The sequence below is a fragment of the Haloarcula sp. CBA1131 genome, from assembly GCF_008728975.1.
GTDB lineage: Archaea > Halobacteriota > Halobacteria > Halobacteriales > Haloarculaceae > Haloarcula > Haloarcula hispanica.
Genome location: NZ_RPCY01000004.1, coordinates 403,242 through 425,248, shown reverse-complemented (window position 1 = coordinate 425,248; position 22,007 = coordinate 403,242). Strand labels below are relative to the sequence as shown.

General features: G+C 61.7%; 7 protein-coding genes and 3 pseudogenes. 1 reads left to right on the top strand and 9 read right to left on the bottom strand.

Annotated features, from left to right (window positions below):
• Positions 1-13 precede the first annotated feature (13 nt).
• The 4 genes and pseudogenes from pglX (Har1131_RS19725) to pglX (Har1131_RS19710) all read right to left on the bottom strand — a co-directional run bounded on the left by pglX (Har1131_RS19725) (position 14) and on the right by pglX (Har1131_RS19710) (position 11,164).
• A pseudogene (gene pglX / locus Har1131_RS19725) lies at positions 14-4,209 on the bottom strand (BREX-5 system adenine-specific DNA-methyltransferase PglX).
• 78 nt (positions 4,210-4,287) lie between these two features.
• Positions 4,288-6,479 (bottom strand): annotated as a pseudogene (pglZ, locus tag Har1131_RS19720) (BREX-5 system phosphatase PglZ).
• 2 nt (positions 6,480-6,481) lie between these two features.
• Positions 6,482-6,913 carry a hypothetical protein gene (locus tag Har1131_RS19715; RefSeq protein ID WP_151148308.1) on the bottom strand — a complete coding sequence of 144 codons (432 nt, stop codon included), beginning with the start codon at positions 6,911-6,913 and terminating at the stop codon, positions 6,482-6,484.
• 9 nt (positions 6,914-6,922) lie between these two features.
• A complete protein-coding gene (gene pglX, locus Har1131_RS19710; protein ID WP_151148306.1) occupies positions 6,923-11,164 on the bottom strand; it encodes a BREX-5 system adenine-specific DNA-methyltransferase PglX in 4,242 nt (1,413 codons plus the stop codon).
• A 151-nt stretch (positions 11,165-11,315) separates the two neighbouring features.
• Between pglX (Har1131_RS19710) and Har1131_RS19705 the strand changes: the two genes are divergently transcribed.
• Positions 11,316-11,567 (top strand): hypothetical protein, encoded by a 252-nt coding sequence (locus Har1131_RS19705; protein ID WP_044952609.1) that lies wholly within the window; start codon positions 11,316-11,318, stop codon positions 11,565-11,567.
• Between the two features lie 167 nt (positions 11,568-11,734).
• Here Har1131_RS19705 and Har1131_RS19700 read toward each other — a convergent pair.
• From Har1131_RS19700 to Har1131_RS19680, 5 genes and pseudogenes are all read right to left on the bottom strand, one after another.
• Positions 11,735-15,576 (bottom strand): annotated as a pseudogene (locus tag Har1131_RS19700) (hypothetical protein).
• Positions 15,573-16,154 carry a BREX protein BrxB domain-containing protein gene (locus tag Har1131_RS19695; protein ID WP_014030942.1) on the bottom strand — a complete coding sequence of 194 codons (582 nt, stop codon included), beginning with the start codon at positions 16,152-16,154 and terminating at the stop codon, positions 15,573-15,575. Before Har1131_RS19695 ends, Har1131_RS19700 begins: the two are co-directional and overlap by 4 nt.
• Positions 16,151-19,834, bottom strand: a complete 3,684-nt coding sequence (locus tag Har1131_RS19690) for a hypothetical protein (protein WP_151148304.1) — start codon at positions 19,832-19,834, stop codon at positions 16,151-16,153. Before Har1131_RS19690 ends, Har1131_RS19695 begins: the two co-directional genes overlap by 4 nt.
• Positions 19,831-20,673: a DUF1819 family protein gene (locus Har1131_RS19685; protein ID WP_151148302.1), complete on the bottom strand. Its 843-nt coding sequence runs from the start codon at positions 20,671-20,673 to the stop codon at positions 19,831-19,833. Before Har1131_RS19685 ends, Har1131_RS19690 begins: the two co-directional genes overlap by 4 nt.
• A gap of 85 nt (positions 20,674-20,758) precedes the next feature.
• Positions 20,759-22,006 (bottom strand): P-loop NTPase, encoded by a 1,248-nt coding sequence (locus Har1131_RS19680; protein ID WP_151148300.1) that lies wholly within the window; start codon positions 22,004-22,006, stop codon positions 20,759-20,761.
• Position 22,007: the final 1 nt, after the last annotated feature.

The window sequence follows — 22,007 nt, the reverse complement described above, 5'->3', positions numbered from 1 at the left end:
GTTCCCCACCGCCTCAGAGTACGTTGTCCGCCACCACTTCCGGGACGATGTCTTGCTCGGCGAGCGGCGTGATGTTGATCGCGACGCCGTGTTTGTGGGTGGGCTGGTAGCCTGCGGTCACGACTTCTGAGAGCGCCCGTTCCTCCCAATCGCCGGAGATATCGGTCGCAACCTCGTCGCAGTTTGCAGCGATTTCGTCGGCCAGTTGCCGATACTCGTCAACGTCGGCCGCGAGTTCTGCGAGCAGTCGCTGCCGCTCGGCGACGCCGGTGTCTCCGATCTGTGACTGCTCGGCATCCTCGAACTGTTCGAAGTAGTACGTCATGAACAGGATCCCGTTGCTCGCGTAGTGGGAGGAGCCGACGAGATCGTCGTAGTACTCGAAGAGGTCGTAGAGATGTGCTTCGACGGGTTCTGAGCCGTCTTCGGCGTATGCCTCGAAGGCGGTCTGCAGGTCGTCGAGCGCATCGACCCACTCGTCTTTGTTCTCCTGTACCGTCTCGTAGAACGAGGGACTGAACAGGTCTGCCATATCTACGTCCTTCAGGTCGGCGAGGGTTTCGAGAGTGTCTAGCCGTGATGCTGTCCGCTCCCGGAACTCCGCCACGCGTTCGGCCGCCTCGGCCGCGCGTTCCTGATTCACGCTGGGCCAGTCACTCGGGGTGGCCTGCGAAAGGTCGCCAAGCCGTTCTTCGAACGCGCTGAGCTGTTCGAGGGCGCTCTCACACTGGTCGTACTCTTCGGCGGCGTCGGCTCGCTCAGTGGTCGAGAGCGATTCGTCGTTCCGACGGCTGTTTGCCGCCGCCTGGCGTTCGCGGAGGTGCGTCCGCCGCGGTTCGAGATACTGGTTCTGCAGTCGGTCGAAGATGCTCGCGTCCAACTGATGGTAATCGACGAGACAGCCGAAGCCCTCGCCCGTGGCGTCGGAAACGAGTCGCTCGGTCGAAAGCCGCCAGAGGATCGGCGTTCGGTCGAACTCCGCGACGTGGTACTCGAACAGGTCGTTTTCGAGCCACGCCCGAAGGTTCGGGTACGCTTCGTCGCTCGCGTTGCGGTTCCCGAGTACCGCGTCGGCTTCCGCGAGGCGGTCGGTCGCGTGCTCGCCCCAGACACGTTCGAACTCCGCCTCGATGTGGGTCAGAAGGTCGTCCGTGCCGTCGATTTCGGAAAGCGGGATAATGCCGTCATCGGTGTCGTTGATCGCTCGGAGCGTGAAGTGGAGAAGGAGGTCTTTGACCTGTTCCGGGAAGTCGCTAGACGGCTCTGAGATGGCCGCTGGAGCATACACTTCCTGTTCGCGTGGATCTTCGATAGTTCGGAGCGCGATCTCCTGAAGGATCGTCTCGCGCTGCCCGTCGGTGATGTCGAAGCAATCGAAGACGGCATCGTCGATGTCGTTCGCACAGGACTGGAGGGTTTGCTCGACTCGCGCCAAGTGTTTCGCGGCGGCAGTTCCGACCTGATTGAGCGAGTCTGCCGTGGACACAGTTTGTGTCGGGCTATCGAGCGAAAGTTCGTCCCGAAGCTCGCGGTGTGGATGATCGTACTGCGGTAGCGGGTCATCGACACCGAGTGCATCGAGCAGGACAGGCCCATCGTAATGCGGCGACACGAAGTCGTACTGCCGCTTCGAGATGAGGTGCCCGACGGCTTCCCGGGCGAGGGTTGCCAGTTCGTCGATCTCTTCGAGTTCTGTCCGCCACGGGACTTTCGAGACGAACCCGACTTCCCACATTCGCTCGGAGGTCTGTGCAAGCATCAGATACGTGAATAGATGGCTATTCGTGTACGAGAGGGCGTTCCAGATAGCCCGATCCGGAATCAGAACCGAGCCCTTGTGACCGAAGACGGACGAATCGTGGAGATACCCGAACCTCCGACCGCTTCGCTTTGCGACGGTGTACGTTAATGATTCGTTGAAGTAGGCGTCTGTATTGCGGGGGTAGGATTTGGGGTATCTATCGACTTCCGTCCCGTCTTCTCCCCAGAGGAGGGTGTTCTTTATTCGAGGCAAAAGCCACGCATCAGCGCCCCCCTTCGCAAACGGCACCCATTCAGCGCCCCTGTCTTCCCAGAACTTATGCACGAACCGGGAATCGTCTGCGGTTGCGGTACCCTGTTTGATGTCTCCAAGCGTCTCCCGGTCCTCTAAGCCCGCATTATCCGCGTCGAGAACGGTATCGGACTGATAGATGCTTCGCAGGCCTCGTGGCACCCAATAAGAAAGCGGCGTGCCGGGAACCATCGCAAACTCGGACAGGTCTCGGTGATAGAGTCGCTTGACACCGGTTTCAGAACCCTCGAAAGACGCGCGGATGAATTCCCCTTCCTTCTCACCCTTTGCAACATCCGGGAGGCGGATGAACGTCCCTGTCTGCCCGCTGTCTGCCTCGGAGCGAACAACTGTCCCGACAGTGCCGACGGTCGCGTTGTCGAGGATGTCGTACCCGAACTCTGAGAAGAAGTCGAACGCACCTCTCCCACCGACGAAATCCTCCCGGAAGGTCTGGAAGGACTTGTTGAACATGAACGACCACGGAACGAGCATCCCCGTGCGTCCGTCGGCTTTGGCCAGCCGATCACACGCCTCGAAGAAGTTGATGTAGTACTCCGTCGTATATTTGTAATTCTCGTTCTCTTCGACGTATTCCTGCACGGTGTCCGGCATTCGTCCCCCCGAACCATACGGCGGGTTCATAAGCGCCACGTCGTACGATTGGCTTAACACTACCAGCAGATTCAGGAAACTCTTGAGGTTCTGTTCGCCGAACGAATCTGACGAGCGCTCACCAACGGCTTCTCGAAGTGCCTTCAAGAAGGAGTTCAGCGACTGGTGTGTTCCGTCGCCCCAGTCCGAGAGGTCCGTCTGACCGCTCTCGAACACGTCTTCGAGCGTCCCGCTCACGTCCAGCAGGCTCCCGAGGGCTTCCGTGTGCTGGAACGTGTCGATGATCTCTCCCAGCGCAGCACGCAGGTCCGTTCCCTCGCCGGTAATGTCGTCCAGCACTTCTGCGCCTTCCTCGACGTCCGCCACGCGGGCGTCCGCACAGACGATGTCGACGCTGGGCATCTCGAACTGGCCGTCTTCCGCTTCGGTACGTGTTCTGGCCTTCAGATACAGATTGAACGCCGAGAGCTGACACGAGCGCAGGTCGATGTCGACGCCGTAGAGGTTGTGCTCCAGCACCTTCGCCGGAATCTCGGCGCGGTCGAGATCGGTTTCGGCCCACCAGATGCGCTCCAGTACGTCGAACGCATAGAGGAGGAAATGGCCGCTCCCACAGGCCGGGTCGATGACCCGCAGTTCCGACGGATGATCGAACTCCGGTGCATCGCCGGCCTCCTCGTCAGGGATAAGGTACGTACAGAGTTCGGGAACGGACGGGCTGTCCTCCGGCGTGACCAAGCGCTCTTTTCGCTCTTCGGGCTGAGTGCGTCCGGCTGCGGAACGGCGTCTTCCTGTCCCGTGGCTTCGAGATAGAGCTTCCCGAGCGAGTTGTCGGTGAGCATCCGGACGACCCAATGGGGCGTGTAGAACTGGTTCGCCGGTCCCACGTCCTCCGGTTCGAGCGTGTTCTTCGCGTCGAGCGCTTCGACGACCGGGCGGTTGTAGTACTCGTACACCCAGCCCAGCACGTCGTCAGCCCGCCAGACCTCGTCGGGTACCTCGTCCAGCATTCCGCAGAGATCTTCGTAGGTGTCGTCGTCGGGGTCGATCTGGCTGTAGGCGGTCGAGCGGTCGAAGAGGATCTCGATCTCCGCGGCCAGTTTGTCGCACGCGTTCCGATAGGCTTCGAGGACGGCCTCCTCCTCCAGCATGAACTCCTCGGTGACAAGCCGGTCAGCGGCCGGTGTGAGGCCGTCGTCACGGAAGGCCGTCACTTCGTCGTCGATGAAGTCCCGGACCTCCATGCAGCGAAGCGCGGCCAGCCGATTGACGACCGTGTAGCCGACGCCCGTAATGTACTGCTCGTGGGCCTCCTCCCAGTTGTGGCCATCGGCGGCTTCGAGTTCGATAGCTTCCACGAGGGTTTCCTGCGTCTCGCTCAGGGACGCGTCATCAGGACGGTCTGCCAGATCAGACGCTTCGAGCTGGTAGCGAACGTTCGCCTCGATACGGTCTCGCATCTCGGTGACGACCGCTTCCAGGTGTTCGCGCTCTTCCTTGTCGAGTTGCGCCTTTCGGGGGGCCAGAGCGTTCCCATCCATATGAGAGTCAGTGATATTCTCCCAGTACAACTGTGGTCTCTTGAATATTGCCCCATCGCGATGGCTCGACCAGGACAGCTACCCCTGCGTGATGCTGATGAAATCGAGCACGAACTCCTGTGGGAGCAGGCCACCGTGGTAGAACCGTGCGTCCCCGAGGCCCTGCTTTTTGAACCGCTTGAGCGGGCTCGCCAGGACGCTGACGTTGGCATCGAGATACCCCAGCCGGGAGCTGGAGTCGAGTAACACGCCGGGCGAATCCTCGTCCACGTCCTCCCCAGCGATCCATCGGCGTCCGGAGTCGGACGCTTCCGCTGGCCGAGAAATCTTCTCCGGCGACGCGCTGTCCGGGAGCAGGACGAACCCGTGGTCGGTCAGCACGTAGGCCTGGTCCCACTCTCCCTGTTCGAGCTTCGTCCCGATGAACTCCGCGAGCGAGTCGACGCGTCGGGCCAGCATCGCCTCGAGGTCGCTGAGTTCCTTCTCGCCGATGTCGTCGAGGTCGTTTTTGAAGTAGGCGACGCGCGTCGACTGCCAGCCGTCCTCGGTGTCGCGAGTGACCGTCCAGCCGTCGCCGCCCAACAGCGAGTTCCGCCGGTTCGTGTTCACCTTTCGGTTGTTTCGAAGGGGCTGTAACTCGCCGTCGACCAGCGAGACGTCGAACATCTGGATCTCTCCCGGCGTGAGTGCGGCCTTCCCGAACTCGGTCTCCGAGGGCAGCGTCCCGAGCCAGACGTCTTCGTCGACGGCGAACTCGGGGGCGTCGGCCGGGAGCGTCGCCACGTAGTCGCGCAACTCGTCCGCGAGCCGGCGCGCGAGGTCGAGTCGGAGGGCGTCGATGACGAACAGTGCGACCGTCTGGCCGCTTTCGAGGCCGGCGGACTCCTTCGTGAAGAACTGATAGGAGTGGTCCTCGTCGACGAACGGAGCGCCGGCCTCGACAGTTTCGGTGACGCGGTCGCCGAGGGCTTCGAGGTACTCGACGTATTCCGACTGGAGCTGGGTGCGGAGGTCGTCGAGGGTAGCGACGGCAGGGTGGTCGGCAGGGAGGTCGGACTCGGGCGCGCCGGCGACGACGAGGTTGAGCATCGCGTTGTCGATCTGCCACGTTCCGTCGTCCGGGTCGGCGTACAGCGAGACGACGTCGTCGGTGGCCCCCTCGTCCCACGTCTCGAGTTGGTGTGCGAGGCGGGCGACCTCCGCGGCCTGCTCCCACGTCTGCGTCCACGGACTGTCCGGGCCGTAGGCACCGCGGTAGGTGCCCCGGAAGTCCTCGCTGCCAAGGAGGGCGTCGTAGCGCTCCGCCGCGCGCGTGAGACACGTCTCGTAGTCGCCGGCGTCGAAGGACGCGTGCCACTCCTCCCAGAGTCGCCGTTCGAGCGCGGCGTCGACGAGACAGTCCGCGAGGTCCCACGGGTCGTCGACGTCCGCGACGACATCGGGCCAGGTCGCTTCGCCGAGGTAGCGGTCGGCGAGGAGACCGGCCGAGGTGGTGTTGTTCAACAGCGACTTGAGTTCGGGGAGGTCGTGATCGCCGGCCGTCTCGGCGCGGCACTCCGTCGGGAACCGTTCGGCGTCGACACCGGCGTGGATCAGCCACTCGGCGACGGCCCATCGACGCGTCGCCGCGACGATCCCCGCGGGTTCGTCCTCGCTGGCGACCGCGTCGACGCCCTCGCTGGTCAGCAAGTCCTGCATCTGCTCGATGGTTCCGGGGCTGTCGTCGATGTCGCCCCAGCCGTTCTCCAGCACGAACGCGACCGGGTCGGTGTAGCCGCCGGTGACGATCCGCGTGCGGAGCTGTTCGAGCGTCGGGAGCTGGCCGCCGGTGAGCTGGTCGTGGAGAATCCGCGCGATCTCGCGGCGCTTTGCGGGGTCGTCCGACCGCGTCGTGGTTTTCAGCTCCCACGCGTCGAGTTGCCCGCGCTCGAAGGCGTGGACGGTGAGGTCTTCGATGCTCATCTCCACCTCGCCGCCGGTGTGCTCGACGTCGCGGAACCAGTCGAAGTCGCCCTCGGCGTCTTCGGGCTCTTTGACGTGTGGGACGTACCAGACCTGTTCGCCGTCGACCGGGTTGGCACGGAGTTCCAGCGGCGTCTCCTCGGCGACTTTCAGGTGAACGCCAAGTTCGTCGCAGGCCTGCTCGATGACGTCTTCGAGGTAGTTCCCGTCGTCCCACCAGAGGACAATCGGGTCCGCTGATTCGGCCCGGTCGAATTCGTTTCGGATGGTGTCTTTCGCGGCTTCGGGAGCGTTTGCGTTGCTTGCATAATCAGTTGGGACGGAGACCGTCGAGATACTCGTCTACCGGTGCGTTGGTGTAGTCAAGGTAGGCTGCTATCGAGAGAGTCGAAACAACAATGAGCAACGTCGTGCCCATCGCGTAGACATTCATACGTGACTCTGGGACGGCTGAATTGAAAAACTGCATTGTACTGATGAGTGTCACCCACCCGATGCTAGCCACGAGTAGCCAGTACCCGGTCAGCTTCTCCGCAAACCGCTCAGGGAGATCATACAGCACGACTGGGACACCGATGACGAACATCGGGCCAAGAAAGCCCCACATCGCGACGGAGTCCCAACTCAGTACGCCGAGGTACCCGAAAAAGTACGAGACAGGGTAGCTAATCGGGAACAGCGATGCTCCGCAGAGCATCGCAAGAATCGCTTTCCCGACCGGGAATTCGACTTCGTTGCTCATGGGTCCGACTTACAGCACTTTGTCCTCGACGATTTCGGGGACGATGTCTTGCTCGGCCAGCGGCGTGATGTTGATCGCGACGCCGTGTTTGTGGTTGGGTTGGTAGCCGGCGGTCGTGATTTCCGACAACGCTCGGTCTGCCCAATCGCTGGGGATGTCTGCAGCGATCTCGTCGCAGTCGTCAGAGATTTTGTCGCCCAGTTGTGTGTACTCGTCAACGTCGGCCGCGAGTTCCGAGAGTAGCCGTTGTCGTTCGGAGACACCAGCGTCCCCGATTTGGGCCTGCCCAGCGTCCTCGAACTGGTCGAAGTAGTACGTCATGAACAGAATTCCGTTGCTCGCGTAGTGAGAGGAGCCGACGAGATCGTCGTAGTACTCGAAGAGGTCGTAGAGATGTGCTTCGACGGGTTCGGAACCATCCTCGGCGTATGCTTCGAAGGCGGTCTGCAGGTCGTCGAGCGCGTCGACCCACTCGTCTTTGTTTTCCTGTACAGTCTCGTAGAACGAGGGGCTGAACAGGTCTGCCATATCCACGCCCTCCAGATCGGCGAGTGATTCAAGAGTTTCCAGACGCGAAACGGTTCGCTCTCGGAACGCAGCCACACGTTCGGCTGCCTCGGCGGCACGGTCTTGCTTCTTGTCGGGCCATTCGCGATGGTTGGGTTCAGAAAGTTCGCCAAGTTGTTCTTCGAAGGCGCTGAGCTGTTCGAGGCCGCTCTCGCACTGTTCGTACTCTTCGGCGGCGTCGGCTCGCTCAGTGGTCGAGAGCGATTCGTCGTTCCGACGGCTGTTTGCCGCTGTCTGGCGCTCCCGGAGATACGTTCGCCGCGGTTCGAGATACTGGTTCTGTAGGCGGTCGAAAATGCTGGCGTCTAACTGGTGGTAGTCGACAAGGCAACCGAAGCCCTCGCCCGCTGGGTCGGAGACGAGTCGTTCGGTCGAGAAACGCCAGAGAATCGGCGTCCGGTCGAACTTCGAGACGTGGTACTCGAACAGGTCGTTTTCGAGCCACGCACGGAGGTTCGGGTACGCCTCATCGCTCGCGCTCCGGTTTCCGAGTACCTCGTCGGCTTCTGCGAGGCGGTCGGTCGCGTGCTGTCCCCAGATGCGTTCGAACTCGGCTTCGATGTGGGTCAGAAGGTCATCTTTACCGTTGATCTCTGAGAGCGGGACGATGCCGTCGTCAGCGTCGTGGATCGCTCGGAGCGTAAAGTGGAGGAGGAGGTCTTTGACCTGTTCGGGGAAGTCTTCGGAAGGCTCTGCGATTGTTTCGGGATCATATTGTTCTCGTTCGCGCGGATCTTCGATAGTCCGAAGAGCAATCTCCTGAAGCACTGTTTCGCGCTGTTCATCAGTAATATCGAAGCACTTGAACACAGCATCGTCGATGTCGTCAGCGCAGGACTTGAGGTTTTGTTCGACGCGTTCGAGATGCTTTGCAGCCTCTGTCCCGAGTTGTTTCAGCGAGTCTGGTGGTGCCGCATCTTCAGAAGTGTTATCGAGTTCGAGTTCTTTCCGGAGTTCCCGGTGAGGATGGACATACTGTGGGAGAGGATCATCGACACCTAAAGTATCCAGTAGAACCGGGCCATTATAGTGGGGGGAAATAAAGTCATACTGACGTTTCGAGATGAGATGTCCGACGGCTTCTTTGGAGAGTGTTTCAAGGGCATCTATTCCTTCCAACTCTTCGCGCCAAGGCGTTTTAGATACCTGACCCGCCTCCCACATTCGCTCTGCTGTCTGTGCGAGCATCAGATATGTGAATAATCGGCTATTGGTGTACGATAGTGAGGCCCACTTCTCTCTCTTCGGGAATACTACGGGGCCCTTGTCCCCAAATATCGATCCAGAATGGAAATACCCAAAGCGCCTCCCGGAGCGCTTTACCCGATTAAATGTTATCCCCTCCTGCAGGTAGAAGCCCATATTACGGGGATAGGAACCAGAATATCGACGCACCTCCTTTCCGTCGTTTGACCAGTTGACAACTGCTTTGACTCTCGGGAGTAGCCAAGAGTCCTGACCACCTTTCGCCAGAGGGAGCCACCCTTCCTCATCTTGCTCCCAAAATGCTCTCGTGAAACGGCCGTCATCACCGGTTTGCAGCCCGATTTTTATTGATCCAAGACTTTGTCTGTCTAAACCCGCATTCTCCGAATCAAGGACGGTTTCGGATTCGTATAGCTGGCGAAGTTCTTTCGGCACCCAGTAGGAGAGCGGCGTTCCGGGAATCATCTCGAATTCCGACAAATCTCGCGAATAAAGCCGCTTCACATCGGTTCTTCGTTTGAATGCTGCGTCAAGGAACGTGGGTTCTTTCTCCCCTTTCTCTACGTCTGGCAGGCGAATAAACGTCCCCGTCTGCCCACTATCACTTTCCGACCGAACGACAGTTCCAACGGTTCCGACAGTTGCGTTATCGAGGATGTCATAACCGAACTCAGAAAAGAAGTCGAACGCACCGCGGCTTCCAACGAAGTCCTCACGGAAAGACTGGAAAGACTTGTTGAACATAAATGAATGCGGCACTAGCATCCCGATACGACCATCCGCTTGAACGAGCCGATCGCAAGCTTCGAAGAAGTTGATATAATATTCAGTCGTGTACTCGTAGTTCTCTTCTACGTACTCTTGAACACCGTCAGGCATCCGACCACGAGCCCCATATGGCGGATTCATCAGCGAAATGTCGTACTCCTGCGTTAGTACTACCAGCAGATTCAGGAAGCTCCTGAGGTTCTGTTCACCGAACGAATCAGATGAACGCTCGTCGACTTCCTCACGGAGTGCCTTTAGGAACGAGTTCAGCGATTGGTGGGTCCCGTCGCCCCAGTCCGAGAGGCCAGTCTGCCCGCTTTCGAACACCTCCTCAAGCGTCCCGCTCACGTCGAGCAGGCTTCCGAGCGCCTCCGTGTGCTGGAACGTGTCGATGATCTCGCCCAGCACCTCCCGTAGATCAGACCCTTCGCCGGTGATTTCGTCCAGCACTTCTGCGCCTTCCTCGACCTCTGCCACGCGGGCGTCCGCACAGACGATGTCGACGTTGGGCATCTCGAACTGGCCGTCTTCCTCCTCGGTTCGGGTTCGAGCCTTTAAGTAGAGATTGAACGCTGAAAGCTGACACGAGCGGAGATCGATGTCGACGCCGTAGAGGTTGTGCTCCAGCACCTTCGCCGGGATCTCGGCGCGGTCGAGATCGGTTTCGGCCCACCAGATGCGCTCCAATACGTCGAACGCATAGAGGAGGAAATGGCCGCTCCCACAGGCCGGGTCGATGACCCGCAGTTCCGAGGGGTGGTCGAACTCCGGTGCGTCGCCAGCCTCCTCGTCAGGGATGAGGTACGTACAGAGTTCGGGAACCGACGGGCTGTCCTCCGGCGTGACCAAGCGTTCCTTGCGTTCCTCTGGACTGAGTGCCTCGGGCTCCGGTACTGCTGACTCCTGTCCCGTGGCTTCGAGATAGAGTTTGCCGAGGGAGTTATCGGTGAGCATCCGGACGACCCAGTGCGGTGTATAGAACTGGTTCGCCGGTCCCACGTCCTCCGGTTCGAGCGTGTTCTTCGCGTCGAGCGCCTCGACAACAGGACGGTTGTAGTACTCGTAGACCCACCCCAGCACGTCGTCGGCCCGCCAGACCTCGTCGGAGACCTTGTCCAGCATCCCACAGAGATCTTCGTAGGTGTCGTCGTCGGGGTCGATCAGGCTGTAGGCGGTCGAGCGGTCGAAGAGGATCTCTATTTCATCAGCGAGGGCGTCGCATTCGTTCCGATAGGCTTCGAGGACGGCTTCCTCCTCCAGCATGAACTCCTCGGTAACCAACCGGTCAGCGGCCGGCGTGAGGCCGTCGTCGCGGAACGACGTGACTTCGTCGTCGATGAAGTCCCGAACCTCCATACATCGGAGCGCCGCCAGACGGTTGACGATAGTGTAGCCGACGCCCGTGATATACTGCTCGTGAGCGGCCTCCCAATCGTGGCCGTCGGCGGCTTCGAGTTCGATAGCCTCGACCAGGTTTTCCTGCGTCTCGCTCAGGGACGCGTCGCCGTCCTCGCGAGCGTCAGCGGGGGCGGGCTCGCCGGAGCTTGCTCCGACGGTGTCCGGCTTCTCGTCGAGGCCGTACTCGTCTTCGAGCTGGTAGCGAACGTTCGCCTCGACCCGGTCGCGCATCTCGGTGACGACGGCTTCGAGATGCTCGCGTTCTTCCTTGTCGAGCTGGGCCTTGCGGGGGTGGGTAGATTGTCCGTCCATACGAGAATCCGTGATGTTTCAAGCAGAGCCATTGCGATGTCTTGAAGATTGTCCCTCGATCTCTCGGACGGCGGTTGGATTAGCACTCGGAGATAGGCCGACGGGGGTAACCCTCCACGAAGCATTTATGCCAAAATGTGGAAGCTGAGGTATGGTAGATGCCTTCGCCGGCCCTCGGAAGCTTCGGTACTTCCTGTATCTACTGTTGATAGCCGTCTTCGGTGCCGTGATATCGAAGATACTTGCGGACTTCTACGGGATCGAGTTTCTCGAACCAATCTTCTGGTGGTTCGTAGAGAACCCGATGGCGCTCTTTGAGCTTGCAGGGTTCTTCTCGATCATCGCGCTCATCCTTATTGTGCTGATGAAAGCTCTGGAAATGGCCGAGAATAGCGGATTCTAAGCATGATGTCGAGATAGTATCACAGACGCATGATAATCCTTTGGAGCCACCAGTAAACGATGAGTGCGATTTCGGACAAGCACGTCGTTTCAACCGCGATAACGTCGTTATGTTGCGTAATTACGAATCGAACATAAATGAGTTCGGCGTTTTGCAACGCCGGTGTGTCAGTCGAGCGGCTCGATCAACACGACAGCGCCATCCGGTAGGTCATCCATCGTCTCCTGAATCCGCCGCAACTGCTCGTCTACGCCCGCAAGCACCTGTTCAGCTTCTTCGATCAATTCACCCACTCGTTCCTCACTCGGCGAGCGGGTACCCGCTGCTGCATCGACAATCTCGTCGGTGATGTCGTGATCGGGGTGCTCGGACTGCAGTTCCGCGGCGAGTTCCGCAAGCCGCTCGTCGACCGTGAACGGGTTCTCTGCCGCATCGAGGAGTTGCTCTACATCGTCGACACTCGGCGGCTGCGACCGGCTGAGCATCTCGCTCACGTCGGCCGTGACTGGGTGATTCGGATGGTCTTCCGCGAGTCGTTCCGACGCGTCGCGGAGTTGCGACCAGAGCGAGGCCTCGCCACCGGATGCTTCGAGGAGTCGCCGTGCCCGCTCGTACCGCTTGGCCTGCTGGACGACCGCCGGGTCGACGAGGGCTTCCTCGGAGAACGAGTCACCCCGCCACGCCGTCTCGAAGAGATCGTAGAGGTCGTCGATGGTTACGCCGTCGAATTCGACGGCGACGCGGTCCGCGGTTTCCTTGCTGCTCCCGTCGTGTGCGTAGAGCCACGTCGCGAGACTGGACACCACGCTCTCGGGCTCCTCGTCCGTCGGCGGTCCGCCCGTGATGCGTTCGTACTGCGCACGGACGACGGTACGCCTGTGCGTGTCAGCTTCTTCGAGTAGTGCTCGAAGCCGGTCGGCATCTGGCACTTCGTCCCCGCCGATGACTGCTTGCATCTCCCCCGTAATGTCCGGACCGGGGTAGCGCCGCTTCATCTCCACTGTCCGCTGGCTGAACTGCTCCCAGAGGGACTGGCCGTCTTCGCTCGGCTGGAAGAGCCCGCTGGCCCGAGCGAACCGCTCGGACTGCCGTTCGACCGTCTCGGACGCGAACGCATCCGTTTCGAGCGATTCGCCCCGAGTGCGGGCTGGAGCGCCGTTTCGAGTTCGTCCAGCGAAGCGCCGTCGCCGAACTCCCTGCTGACACCTCGCAGGACGCGTTTCACCAGCACGCTGTTCTCGTCAACCCACTCGGCTAACGCAGAGAGCCACGCGTCAGGGTCGGTCCCGTCCGGCTCATCGCCGATCAGCGTCTCGACGGTGTCCCGAATCTGCTCTGGATCGATCTTGCCTATCGACTCGAAGCGGATCTGTATCTCGGTCAGGTTCGTCTTGTTTCTGACCGCCCGTCCGATCTCCTCCGGTTCGGTAATGTACTCGTCGTCCCGCCGGAGTGCGATCTCGTTGGCCGTAGCGAGCGTGGTCAGCAGTGCCGAGATCGACTCCTGGGGCGTCCCGCGATACGCGCCGCCGCGCTGGACAGTCTGGGTGAGCACGTCTTCGGCACGAAGCGACTGGGTGTCCGCGTACTCGTCGAGGAATTCCTGACACCGGCCGTCGGCGAGTTCGGCGCGGTCTGTATCCACCCCGAGCGTGACAGCGTCCTCGCTCGTGAGCGGCCAGTCGGCGACACCGCGGAAGAACTGTGCCATCCGCCTGGCGTCGTCGACTTCCGTGATACCGTTCGTCAGGACGAACCGCGTTCCGCTGAACACGGACTGGACTTCCGTTTGAACGACCTGCTCGAACGCGTCCTCGTACCGCCCTCTCGTCCCGCCCGTCCGGACGTAGACGTCCGCTTCTTTGAGCTGCTCGCGAATCGTCGATTCGAGTGCCCGCTGTTCGTCGCGGTGATCGGACTCAAGGTCCGGATAGGTATCCGTCTCTTCGGAGAGCACTTCCTGCATCCCCATCACGTCCCGCAGGCGGTCGATTGTCGATTGCTGTAGACTGACGGCGACGAGGATATGCTCACCACCGTCACGGCCCTCGTTTGTTGCCTGCCACGCAGTAACCTGGTCGCTGATCTCGGCGTCGCGGTTCGCGACCAAGCGCACACGAACGGCGTCGAACTCCGGCGTCGGTGCTTGCTCGATCGGGTCTAGGACGGAGTAGCCGAACCGGAGCGGGACTTTGCGCTCTCCCTCGAAATCCACCTCGTGTCGACTGCCAGCAGAGAGCAAGCGATCGCTGCCCTCCCGGATGGAGTTCTCCAACTTGGCCGACAGCCGATGCGACGGAATCTGCTGTGCGCGAGTCTTCGCCCGCGTCAGGATGTCCTCCTGTTCCTCGGAGACCAGCAGGTACTCCTCGTCGCCGCGGTCGTTCGTCTCCGTCAGCACCTTCCGATCCTTGAGGAGGGCAGACAGCGCCGATTCGACATCGCTTCGGACGGATTCGAACGACTCGTCGGTCGACGTGACCATCAGTCGGGCGAGGTTCGCCGGCGTCGACGGCACCGCGGACCGAACCTGATTCAGCAGGTACAGCGCCTTTGCCACCCGAACTGAGAACGCGTTCTCGTCGCCGCCCGCCGAGGGGACGAGCTTGTTCTCGACCATCTCCTGTACCCAGAGCGGGACGTACGTCGTCTCCTCGACCAGCAGGTCGTACAGTTCGTCCCATGTGACGAGAGCACCGACCCGCTTGTCGCCCCACTCGAACCGCGTGAACAGCGAGCGGACGAGGATGAGCAACGCCCGACCCTGCACGTACTCCTCTTCGGTCACGCGTCCCCGCGGCATCAGTTGCTGAATCACCGTCCGGAGCAACCCGAGGTCGTACTCCCGGAACGGGTACGACTCGACTGCGTCCGGATCGGCCCCGGCGATATCTGTGTATGCGTCGAGTGTCAGGTCGGGCATCTCCCGGAGTGCGGTCTCGACGGCCTGTCCGCCCTCGACATCCTTCTGCAGCCACCGTTTCCGGACGATGATCTCGGTGTCGGCACCCTCCAACGGTTCCTGGGCACCGTACCACGGTTGCTCCGTGACTTCCGTATCGTCGAACTCACCGTGAATACGCTCGATCGGATACTGTCCAGTCCCGATGACCGGCGGGTTAGGCCCGACGCCGAGCTCGGTCAGCGCTTCCATCGTCTCCTGGAACTCCCTGTAGCGATGGCGGCCATCGCCGATGAACAGAGCCACCTCGTCGAGCCCGATCAGCAACTCCGTCTCGGTCTCCGGCGTGCTCAGCGACGCTTGCGCCGCTTCGATGCGCTCGACGAGATCGGCGGAGTCGAACTCACCGGGATCGACCTCCTCGATGGCGTCGTCGATCGACTGCTTGACCTCCGCCCGAGACGCGAACGGCGAGTCATCGAGCGTCGGAACGGCGTCGTAGAGCCAGCTCCGCAGCGACGCCCGCTCGTCGTACACATCCTCGAACGTCTGGCCGTCGTGCTCGACTTGCTGTAGCCGCTCCCAGCAGTCACCGTGGTTCATGTCGAGCTGCCACGCCCACTCGAGCAGCCAGTTCGGATCAGTCGGATAGCCGAGTTCGCGGCCGATCGCCTCGTAGATGAGATACGGGAGCGGCGGCTCCTGTGCTGCGTCCCGGTTGAGGAGGTTCAGGAACACGGGTTTCAGCCGGTCGACGTGCGAGTCAGCGACGCTCTGTCGGAACGACTGGAACCCCGGCCACCTGTTCGCCAACTCTTCGCCGAGATCGGTGAACTCCGATTCGGTATCGGCGGCGAAGCCGATGAGTTTCAGGAGGTGTGTCTTCCCCGACCCGAACGTCGCGGAGATGTAGAGGAAACGCGGTTGCTCGTGTGGATACTTGTCGACGAGGTCCCCCAGCGTGGTCAGCACGTCGCGAGCGCTGTCGGTCTCGTAGAACTCGCGAACGTCGTTTTCGGCCTGCGCTCTGGCGTTTACCTTCTGGACCTCTTCGAGTTCGCGAGTCGGTGATTGCTGGAAGATGTCGTGAATGTGTGTGTCGCTCATTGGAGATGCACCCCCTCAACCCGGCCTTCGATCTGGTGGGCCGGGTAGTAGTTACGCGATTCCTCGCCGAAGAAACTCAGCTTCCCACCGACGATATCTCCGGGGAACGGAATGCCGATAGTCGACTGGACGTTGCGACGGTCGAGTTCGTCGAGGAGTTCCGACGCACGCGTGAACGGGTAGAGGCTCCCGAGGTGCGTGAGGAGAACGACGTGTCGCTGCTCACCTGGTGCCTCGATCCTATCGAGCATAATCCCGACCAGTTCTTCCGCTAGCCGGTCTTGCATCGTTTCGGTGATCGTCGCTGGTTGGCTGTGCTTCCCGAGGTCAACTGCGAGTTCGAAGACTTCTGTTTCGACGAACACCTCGTCTAACCGGAGGATCTGGACGGTTCCGTCGTCCGGGAACTCCTCGGTTCGATGCGGGTTCGTCGCCCACTCGGTGAGCCGTTCGGCGACGCGTCGCTCGTACTTCGGCTGGACGGGAACGATGACGAACGGGTTTCGGATGCCGCGTCGCCCGTCGGCGAACTGTGCGATCCGATCCGTGAAGTCCCGGAAGGGACGTTTTGTCGTCATCGGATAATAACCCCCGTTTCAGTCCGTTCGACACTGAGTTCGTGGTGTTCGACGAGCCGTTCCAGTTCGGAGTCAAGCGATTCGCGATCCGACGGGAGCACCCCGATCGCCGTGACGTCCGCGGGAGACTGCTCCCCAACGAGTGTCTGTAGCTCTTCGAACGTCGCTCGTAAATCGCCGATGTCGCTACCGGCAACCACGGCGAGAGGGTCGCTGTCGAGGAGTGCGTTCGTTGCCCGAATGAAGTCGTCAGCTTCGGCGTTGGTCGTTCCGCCAGTCACCGTCGACACTGCGTTCGAGACGTCAGCGTACCACGATGCGGCGCGGCGGAGCGGTGTGATGTATTCACTCTCGAAAGCCGGCCGAACGTTCGATTCGAACTCTCTCAGGGGCTGGATCCACGGATGCGCCTGTAACTCGTCGACGAACGCATCGACCCCGGTTTCTTCTCGGAACGAGTCCCACGCGGTCCCGATCGCGTCGTCGAGCGCCGGTGCGGTGGTTTGGGCGTCGTTGAACCGATCCCACCCATCGTGTGTCCACCACTCGCCCTCGTAACCGTCGATACTCCCACGGAGCGTCTGGCTGGCCGTGTCACACTCCTCGGTCAGCCAGTCGTACGACTGCTGGGCGAGCGTTAGCTGCGCGTCGATTCGTGTGAGCGCGGGCAGGCGCAAATTCCACACCTCCTCGGCGTCGTCGTACCATCCCTGTGCGTCGTTGGTTGCTTCGACGACTGCCGCCCAGTCGGTATCGCGTGACTTGACGGCCTCTCTTCGGTCGATAGCGCTCTGCTGCTCGGCTTCGAGCGCCCCCACGAACGACTCGAGGAGGGTGCGAACGGCTCGCGTTTGGATGTCACTCTCGGCGACCAGTTTGACGTCTTCTACGAGACTCCCGAGTCGACCCGCGAGCGTGTCGTTCGCGGACTGGAGCCTGACGATTCCGTCCGGTATGGTCTCCGTCGAGTCGATGAAGCCGCCCTCGCGGAGAATCCCTCGGACACCGCCACTCCCCGCGATCTTGAGACGCGTCGTCGTCAGTTTGTTGAGGTCGATGACGGCGTCGAGTTCGAGGGAGTCGCCCGTTTCGTCGACGGGCAGGAAGTCCCCCTTCCGGCAGAGCCCCCAGATAATCGCACACAGCGCCGGGCGAGCGTCCTCGTAGATCGGCTTCTTCTTCACGATGCCGTCGAGGATCGTCGCCATCGCGAGGTTCCCGCCGCGTTGCTTCAACTGTCGGCCGGTGAAGGCGCGTACGTTGTTCTGGATCGACCCGCCGTGCGTTTCGGGGTCTTCTGTCGCGACATCGATCTGCCGGGCCCACGCAGGGAGCGGGTCCTGGGCGGAGAGTCCCTGGAGCTCCTGTAAGTGTTCGTCCCCGACCTGCAACATTACGGGATGGAAGTCGTCGGGATAGGTGACGTCGAGATACTCCTCGACTCCCGAGCCCATGCCCCCGATCTGGTCGCCGCGATCCTTGACGTCGAATGCCCCGCTATCGAGAGCCCCGACGAGCTTGCTCTGAACGCGAGCCGCGCGATCGGAGAGATCTCGTTCGACAGACTGTGGGAGCGTGTGGTCTCCGACGGCATCTCTGAGCGACCACCACTCGATGAGGCTATCTCGGAGGTCGTCGAGCCCGTCTTGACCGATCGTCCATTCGAGCGGGTCGCCGTCGTGGTCGACGTCTGTCGCCGCAGGTGAAATACCTCTGACGGCGACCTCGACATCGAGTGCGTCCGCAGCGTCGACGGTCGTGTCGAGTTCTATCCCGTCGATACTGAACCCGTAGCGAACGGGGTACTGCTCGCCAGTCTCTCCGTACTCGGCCGACGTCGGGAGCGAGAGGTCACGCACGATGTCGTCACAGAGATACCCGTCCACGGCTTCGATGATGGACTGCCAGTCCGGGTTGTCGAGGTTCCGCTCTGCGGCTTCGATGATCTCGCGCTCTTCCGGATGCGTGAACGCGTACTTCGGCCCGGTTTCGTCGTGCGTCGGACGGATGAATTTCCGAAGCCGCTGGAGCGAGTCCTCGACGCGGTTCTCCATCTGGAACTGAGTCGGGCCGTCGAGGTCGCTCAACACGGCGACTGCGAGATTCCGCTCGGACATCGGAATCGTGTCCGGGATGTGCTGGAGGAGCAACACGGCCTTCGCGACAGCCACGTCGATCTCCTCCAGTTCGCCTGCCTCGTGTTGTTCCTCGATCTCCTCGATGACTCCCACGTCCTGTGGCGTAATGTCATCGAGTTCCGGCTCGATGAGGTCGTAGAAGTCGACAAGCGAAATGACGTGAGTCTCGTCGCCGGCCTCTAGCCACTCTTGCAGGAGGCCGTGAACGAGGGCCAGAATCGCCCGTGCGGTTCCCGAGAAAATCGACTTCGCCGGATCGTGGGCCTCCTGCCGGAGGTTCGAGAGAATTTCGAGAAACAGCGGTGGCTGATACGGGAGGAACGGATAGAACTCGATGAGACGCTCGCGATCGATGTTGTCGAGCGGCGGTTCGGTGTTCTGTTCGATACCGGAGTACACGAGCAGTGTCTCGGGCTCGTTGCTGGTACGGTCGAGGACGCGCTCCGTGTCCTCCCTCCCGGCTTCCGACTTTTTGAGTAGCCGTTGCGTCGATATTTCGCCGACGTGTCGGCTCGGCAGGCCAAACCGATGCGGGAACCGGTCCTTGACGATGCTGAAGTCGGCCCCGCGAGCCGCGAACTGCGGCTGGACGTCCTCGATTTTGGCCTGTGCTGTCGCCACCAGTTGGATGTCGCCGTCGCCGGTCTCGTCGACGCTCTCCGCGAGCGTCTGCAACTCGGTGAGGCGGTCGAAATCCGTCCCGATGAAGAGACTGACCTCGTCGAGCAACAGCACGAGTTTGACCGGGCGGCCGAGTTCCGATTCGCGATCGCTCCGCAACTGTTCGAGGCGCTCGACCATCGCCTGCGGGTCGAGATCCGACGGCATCAGGTCATCTAGACCATCCGCCGTGCCGGTCTCCTGCTCGAATAGTGTCGGGAGAACGGCGTCGGCTAGAGCGTTGTACTGCTGCACGTCCTCCCAGTTGTACTTCTCGGGGCTGTCAACCGTACCCCGGAGTGCCGTGTGGGTGTTGGCGGTCCGGTCGGCCCACGCGTCGGTCGTCCGGTACCAGTCCTCGAAGAAGGCAACGTCGAGTTGCGAGGAGAGCCCTCCCTCTGCACCAGTGAGCCGTTCCGACGTGTGGGCGCTTCGGAGGACGATCTCGCTGAAGCTCAGTTTCTTCTGGCCCTGATGCTTCAGGAGGTTCACCGAGACCGGAATGACCTCGTATTCCTCGTGAATCGATGACCACGTTGACTCGAGCGTCTCTAGCGACCGACCGTCGGGTAGCCGTTCCCAGACATCGTCCCGCTGTCGCAGCCATTCGCTGTCAAGAAGTCCGCGGAGCACGCTGAGGAGGTGGCTCTTTCCGCTCCCGTAGTACCCGTAGAGCCAGTAGTTCGCGCCTGACCGCATATCCTCGGACCGACCGAGTAGCCGTGAGAAGAAGTCGGATATGAACTCCTCGGACTCCTCCGTTACGTGGTAGGTGTCGATCGATTCCAGCCGATGATCCCGCCCGTCGTCTTCGCGGTCGATGCGCACGGACTCCTCGAAATCGCTCCCGACGTCGGCAGCGAACCAGCCCTCGTCCGTCACACTTCGCCCTCCCACGGTTCAGCCCAGCCGTACGTGTCATCGACCGGCTGGAGCCGCAACTCACCGTGAATCCCGCTCCCTTCCCAGTTCGGATCGTCGCTCACGCGTTCGGCCAGGGCGTCCCAGTACTGGTCCGACTGGAAGAGGTAGAGCCAGCCGGTCGGCTGGGAGAGCCAGTCGTCGCCGTGGATCTCCCACGAGTAGCCTGATGCGACGAGTAACGGCGTCGACCCGAGGTTTGGGATCTGTCCCTGCAAGGTCTGTTGTGTGTCGAGAACACCGATATCGCGCAGCACCGACCGGAGCCCCTCTCCCCACCGGCGCGTCGTCGATTCAGCATAGTCAAACTCGCTCCCGTCCTCGTAATGGAACTCGCTCAGGAGGCGCTCTATCGTCTCCTGCTCGAAGCCCAGCCCGTCGACACCGGACTCCTGCAGGCGGTCGACGTATCGATGCACCGTGTACTTCACGAGGGGGTCGTCTTCCAGCAAATAGAAATACAACACCTGCGCTTTGTCACGCACCGTCTCACACCGGTCGAGTACAGAGGGGAGCTGGACAATAGAGGGAAGTTCGCTGCCAGCGGTCTTGAACCGCGAACTGAGAGCTCGGTAAATGCCCTTCGAACTCCCACGCGTGCTGCGCTCGTCGAATCGCTCTTCGATCCACTTCTCTTCGACAACCGTCCAATCCCGATGGTGGGCGTACAGTCGAGCGAGCGTCTCCGCTCTGTCAACGAGAAGCCCGCATCTAGTAAGAACCATCGTCACTTCGTCGTCAGAAAATGTCGAGTCGAGCGACGGTAGAGAAACACCCCTCCCGTCGGTGCGGAGAGTCATATATCATCTCGAACCGGCCACACCACTTAGTTGATAGGGAAAACCGAATCGGAGGCGTCCGGTAACCCGGGTGTTCGACCGTCGGTTAGCAGGGTACGTCTTCGGCTGGGTCAGGGGCGGTCTTGAATATCTGTAGCGCCCACACGCCGGACCGCTTCTGTTCTACGGCCACCCGTGGCGGTGCCGAGGTGAGATCTTCGAGGGCTCCGCTGACGTCGCCCGGACGGGTGTCCGTCACGAGATGGAGCGACTCGCCGGGAGCGAGCGCGCCGAACTCCGCGCGAACCTGTTCGATACGCGCCCGGTCGGGGACGCCGCGAAGGTCGAGCGCAGTCTCGGGAACCGTCACCGTCGTCCGGTCCGTAAGGGCTTCGCGTACGTCGTCGCCCAGGTCCCGGAAGGCTGCTGGGACGTCTCCCTCGGTCGAGCGAAGCGAGTCGTCGATGGGGAGCTCCGCGAGTACGTCCGTACTGAGGTCGGGGTCGCTGCCGAACGGCGCGTGGTCGTCGCCACAGGTGGGACAGGTGAACCCGGCCATGTTGACAACGGCTCCGAGTACCGGGACGCCCTCCTCGCGGAACAGCGCCGTCGAGCGCTCCGTATCGCTGGCCGCGGTCGGAAACGGCGTCGTCACGAACACCGCGCCGTCGACGGGGAACGACTGCAGCGTCGTCAACACGATGTCGCCGGTCCCCGGCGGCAGGTCGAGCACCAGCGTGTCGACGTCCCAGGCGGCGTCGGTCAGCAGTTCCTCGACAGCCTCGTGGGCCATCGCGCCGCGCCAGGCCATCGGTTCGTCGTTGGCGATCAGGCCGACGCTGACGACCTGCAGGCCGTCGACCTCGACCGGCTCCGCCCGGCCGTCCTCGGTCGAGCCGAGTGGCCCCTCGATGTCGAGTAACTCCGGCGTGTTCGGACCGTACACGTCGGCGTCGAACAGGCCGACCCGCTCGCCGGACGCGGCCAGTCCGCGCGCCAACTGGGTCGCCACGGTGGTCTTGCCGACGCCGCCTTTCGCGCTGGCGACGGCGATGATTTGGTCCACGCCGGGCACGACAGTCCCGTGATCCGGCTCTGTGATGTCCGTCTCTATGTGGACCGCCTCGACACCGCCACATTCTAGCACTGCCGCCCGCATCCGGTCGGCGAGCGCGTCCGCCGTGGCAGGGTCCATGCCGGACAGCGCCGTCTCCACGCTGACGGTCCCGTCAGTGGTAGCCACGGACGCTACCAGCCCCGCGGCAACCACGTCCTCGTCACTCTCGGGCGTGGCCACAGTCCGAAGCGCGTCCCTGACCGCGTCTTCCGTTGGTTCGGGCTGCTCTCCGGACATA

Excerpts from the sequence above, each read along its gene's own strand:
- Har1131_RS19715 (WP_151148308.1), bottom strand. The coding sequence starts at position 6,913 with ATGAGCAACGAAGTCGAATTCCCGGTCGGGAAAGCGATTCTTGCGATG.
- pglX (WP_151148306.1), bottom strand. The coding sequence starts at position 11,164 with ATGGACGGACAATCTACCCACCCCCGCAAGGCCCAGCTCGACAAGGAA.
- Har1131_RS19705 (WP_044952609.1), top strand. The coding sequence starts at position 11,316 with ATGGTAGATGCCTTCGCCGGCCCTCGGAAGCTTCGGTACTTCCTGTAT.
- Har1131_RS19695 (WP_014030942.1), bottom strand. The coding sequence starts at position 16,154 with ATGACGACAAAACGTCCCTTCCGGGACTTCACGGATCGGATCGCACAG.
- Har1131_RS19685 (WP_151148302.1), bottom strand. The coding sequence starts at position 20,673 with ATGACTCTCCGCACCGACGGGAGGGGTGTTTCTCTACCGTCGCTCGAC.
- Har1131_RS19680 (WP_151148300.1), bottom strand. The coding sequence starts at position 22,006 with ATGTCCGGAGAGCAGCCCGAACCAACGGAAGACGCGGTCAGGGACGCG.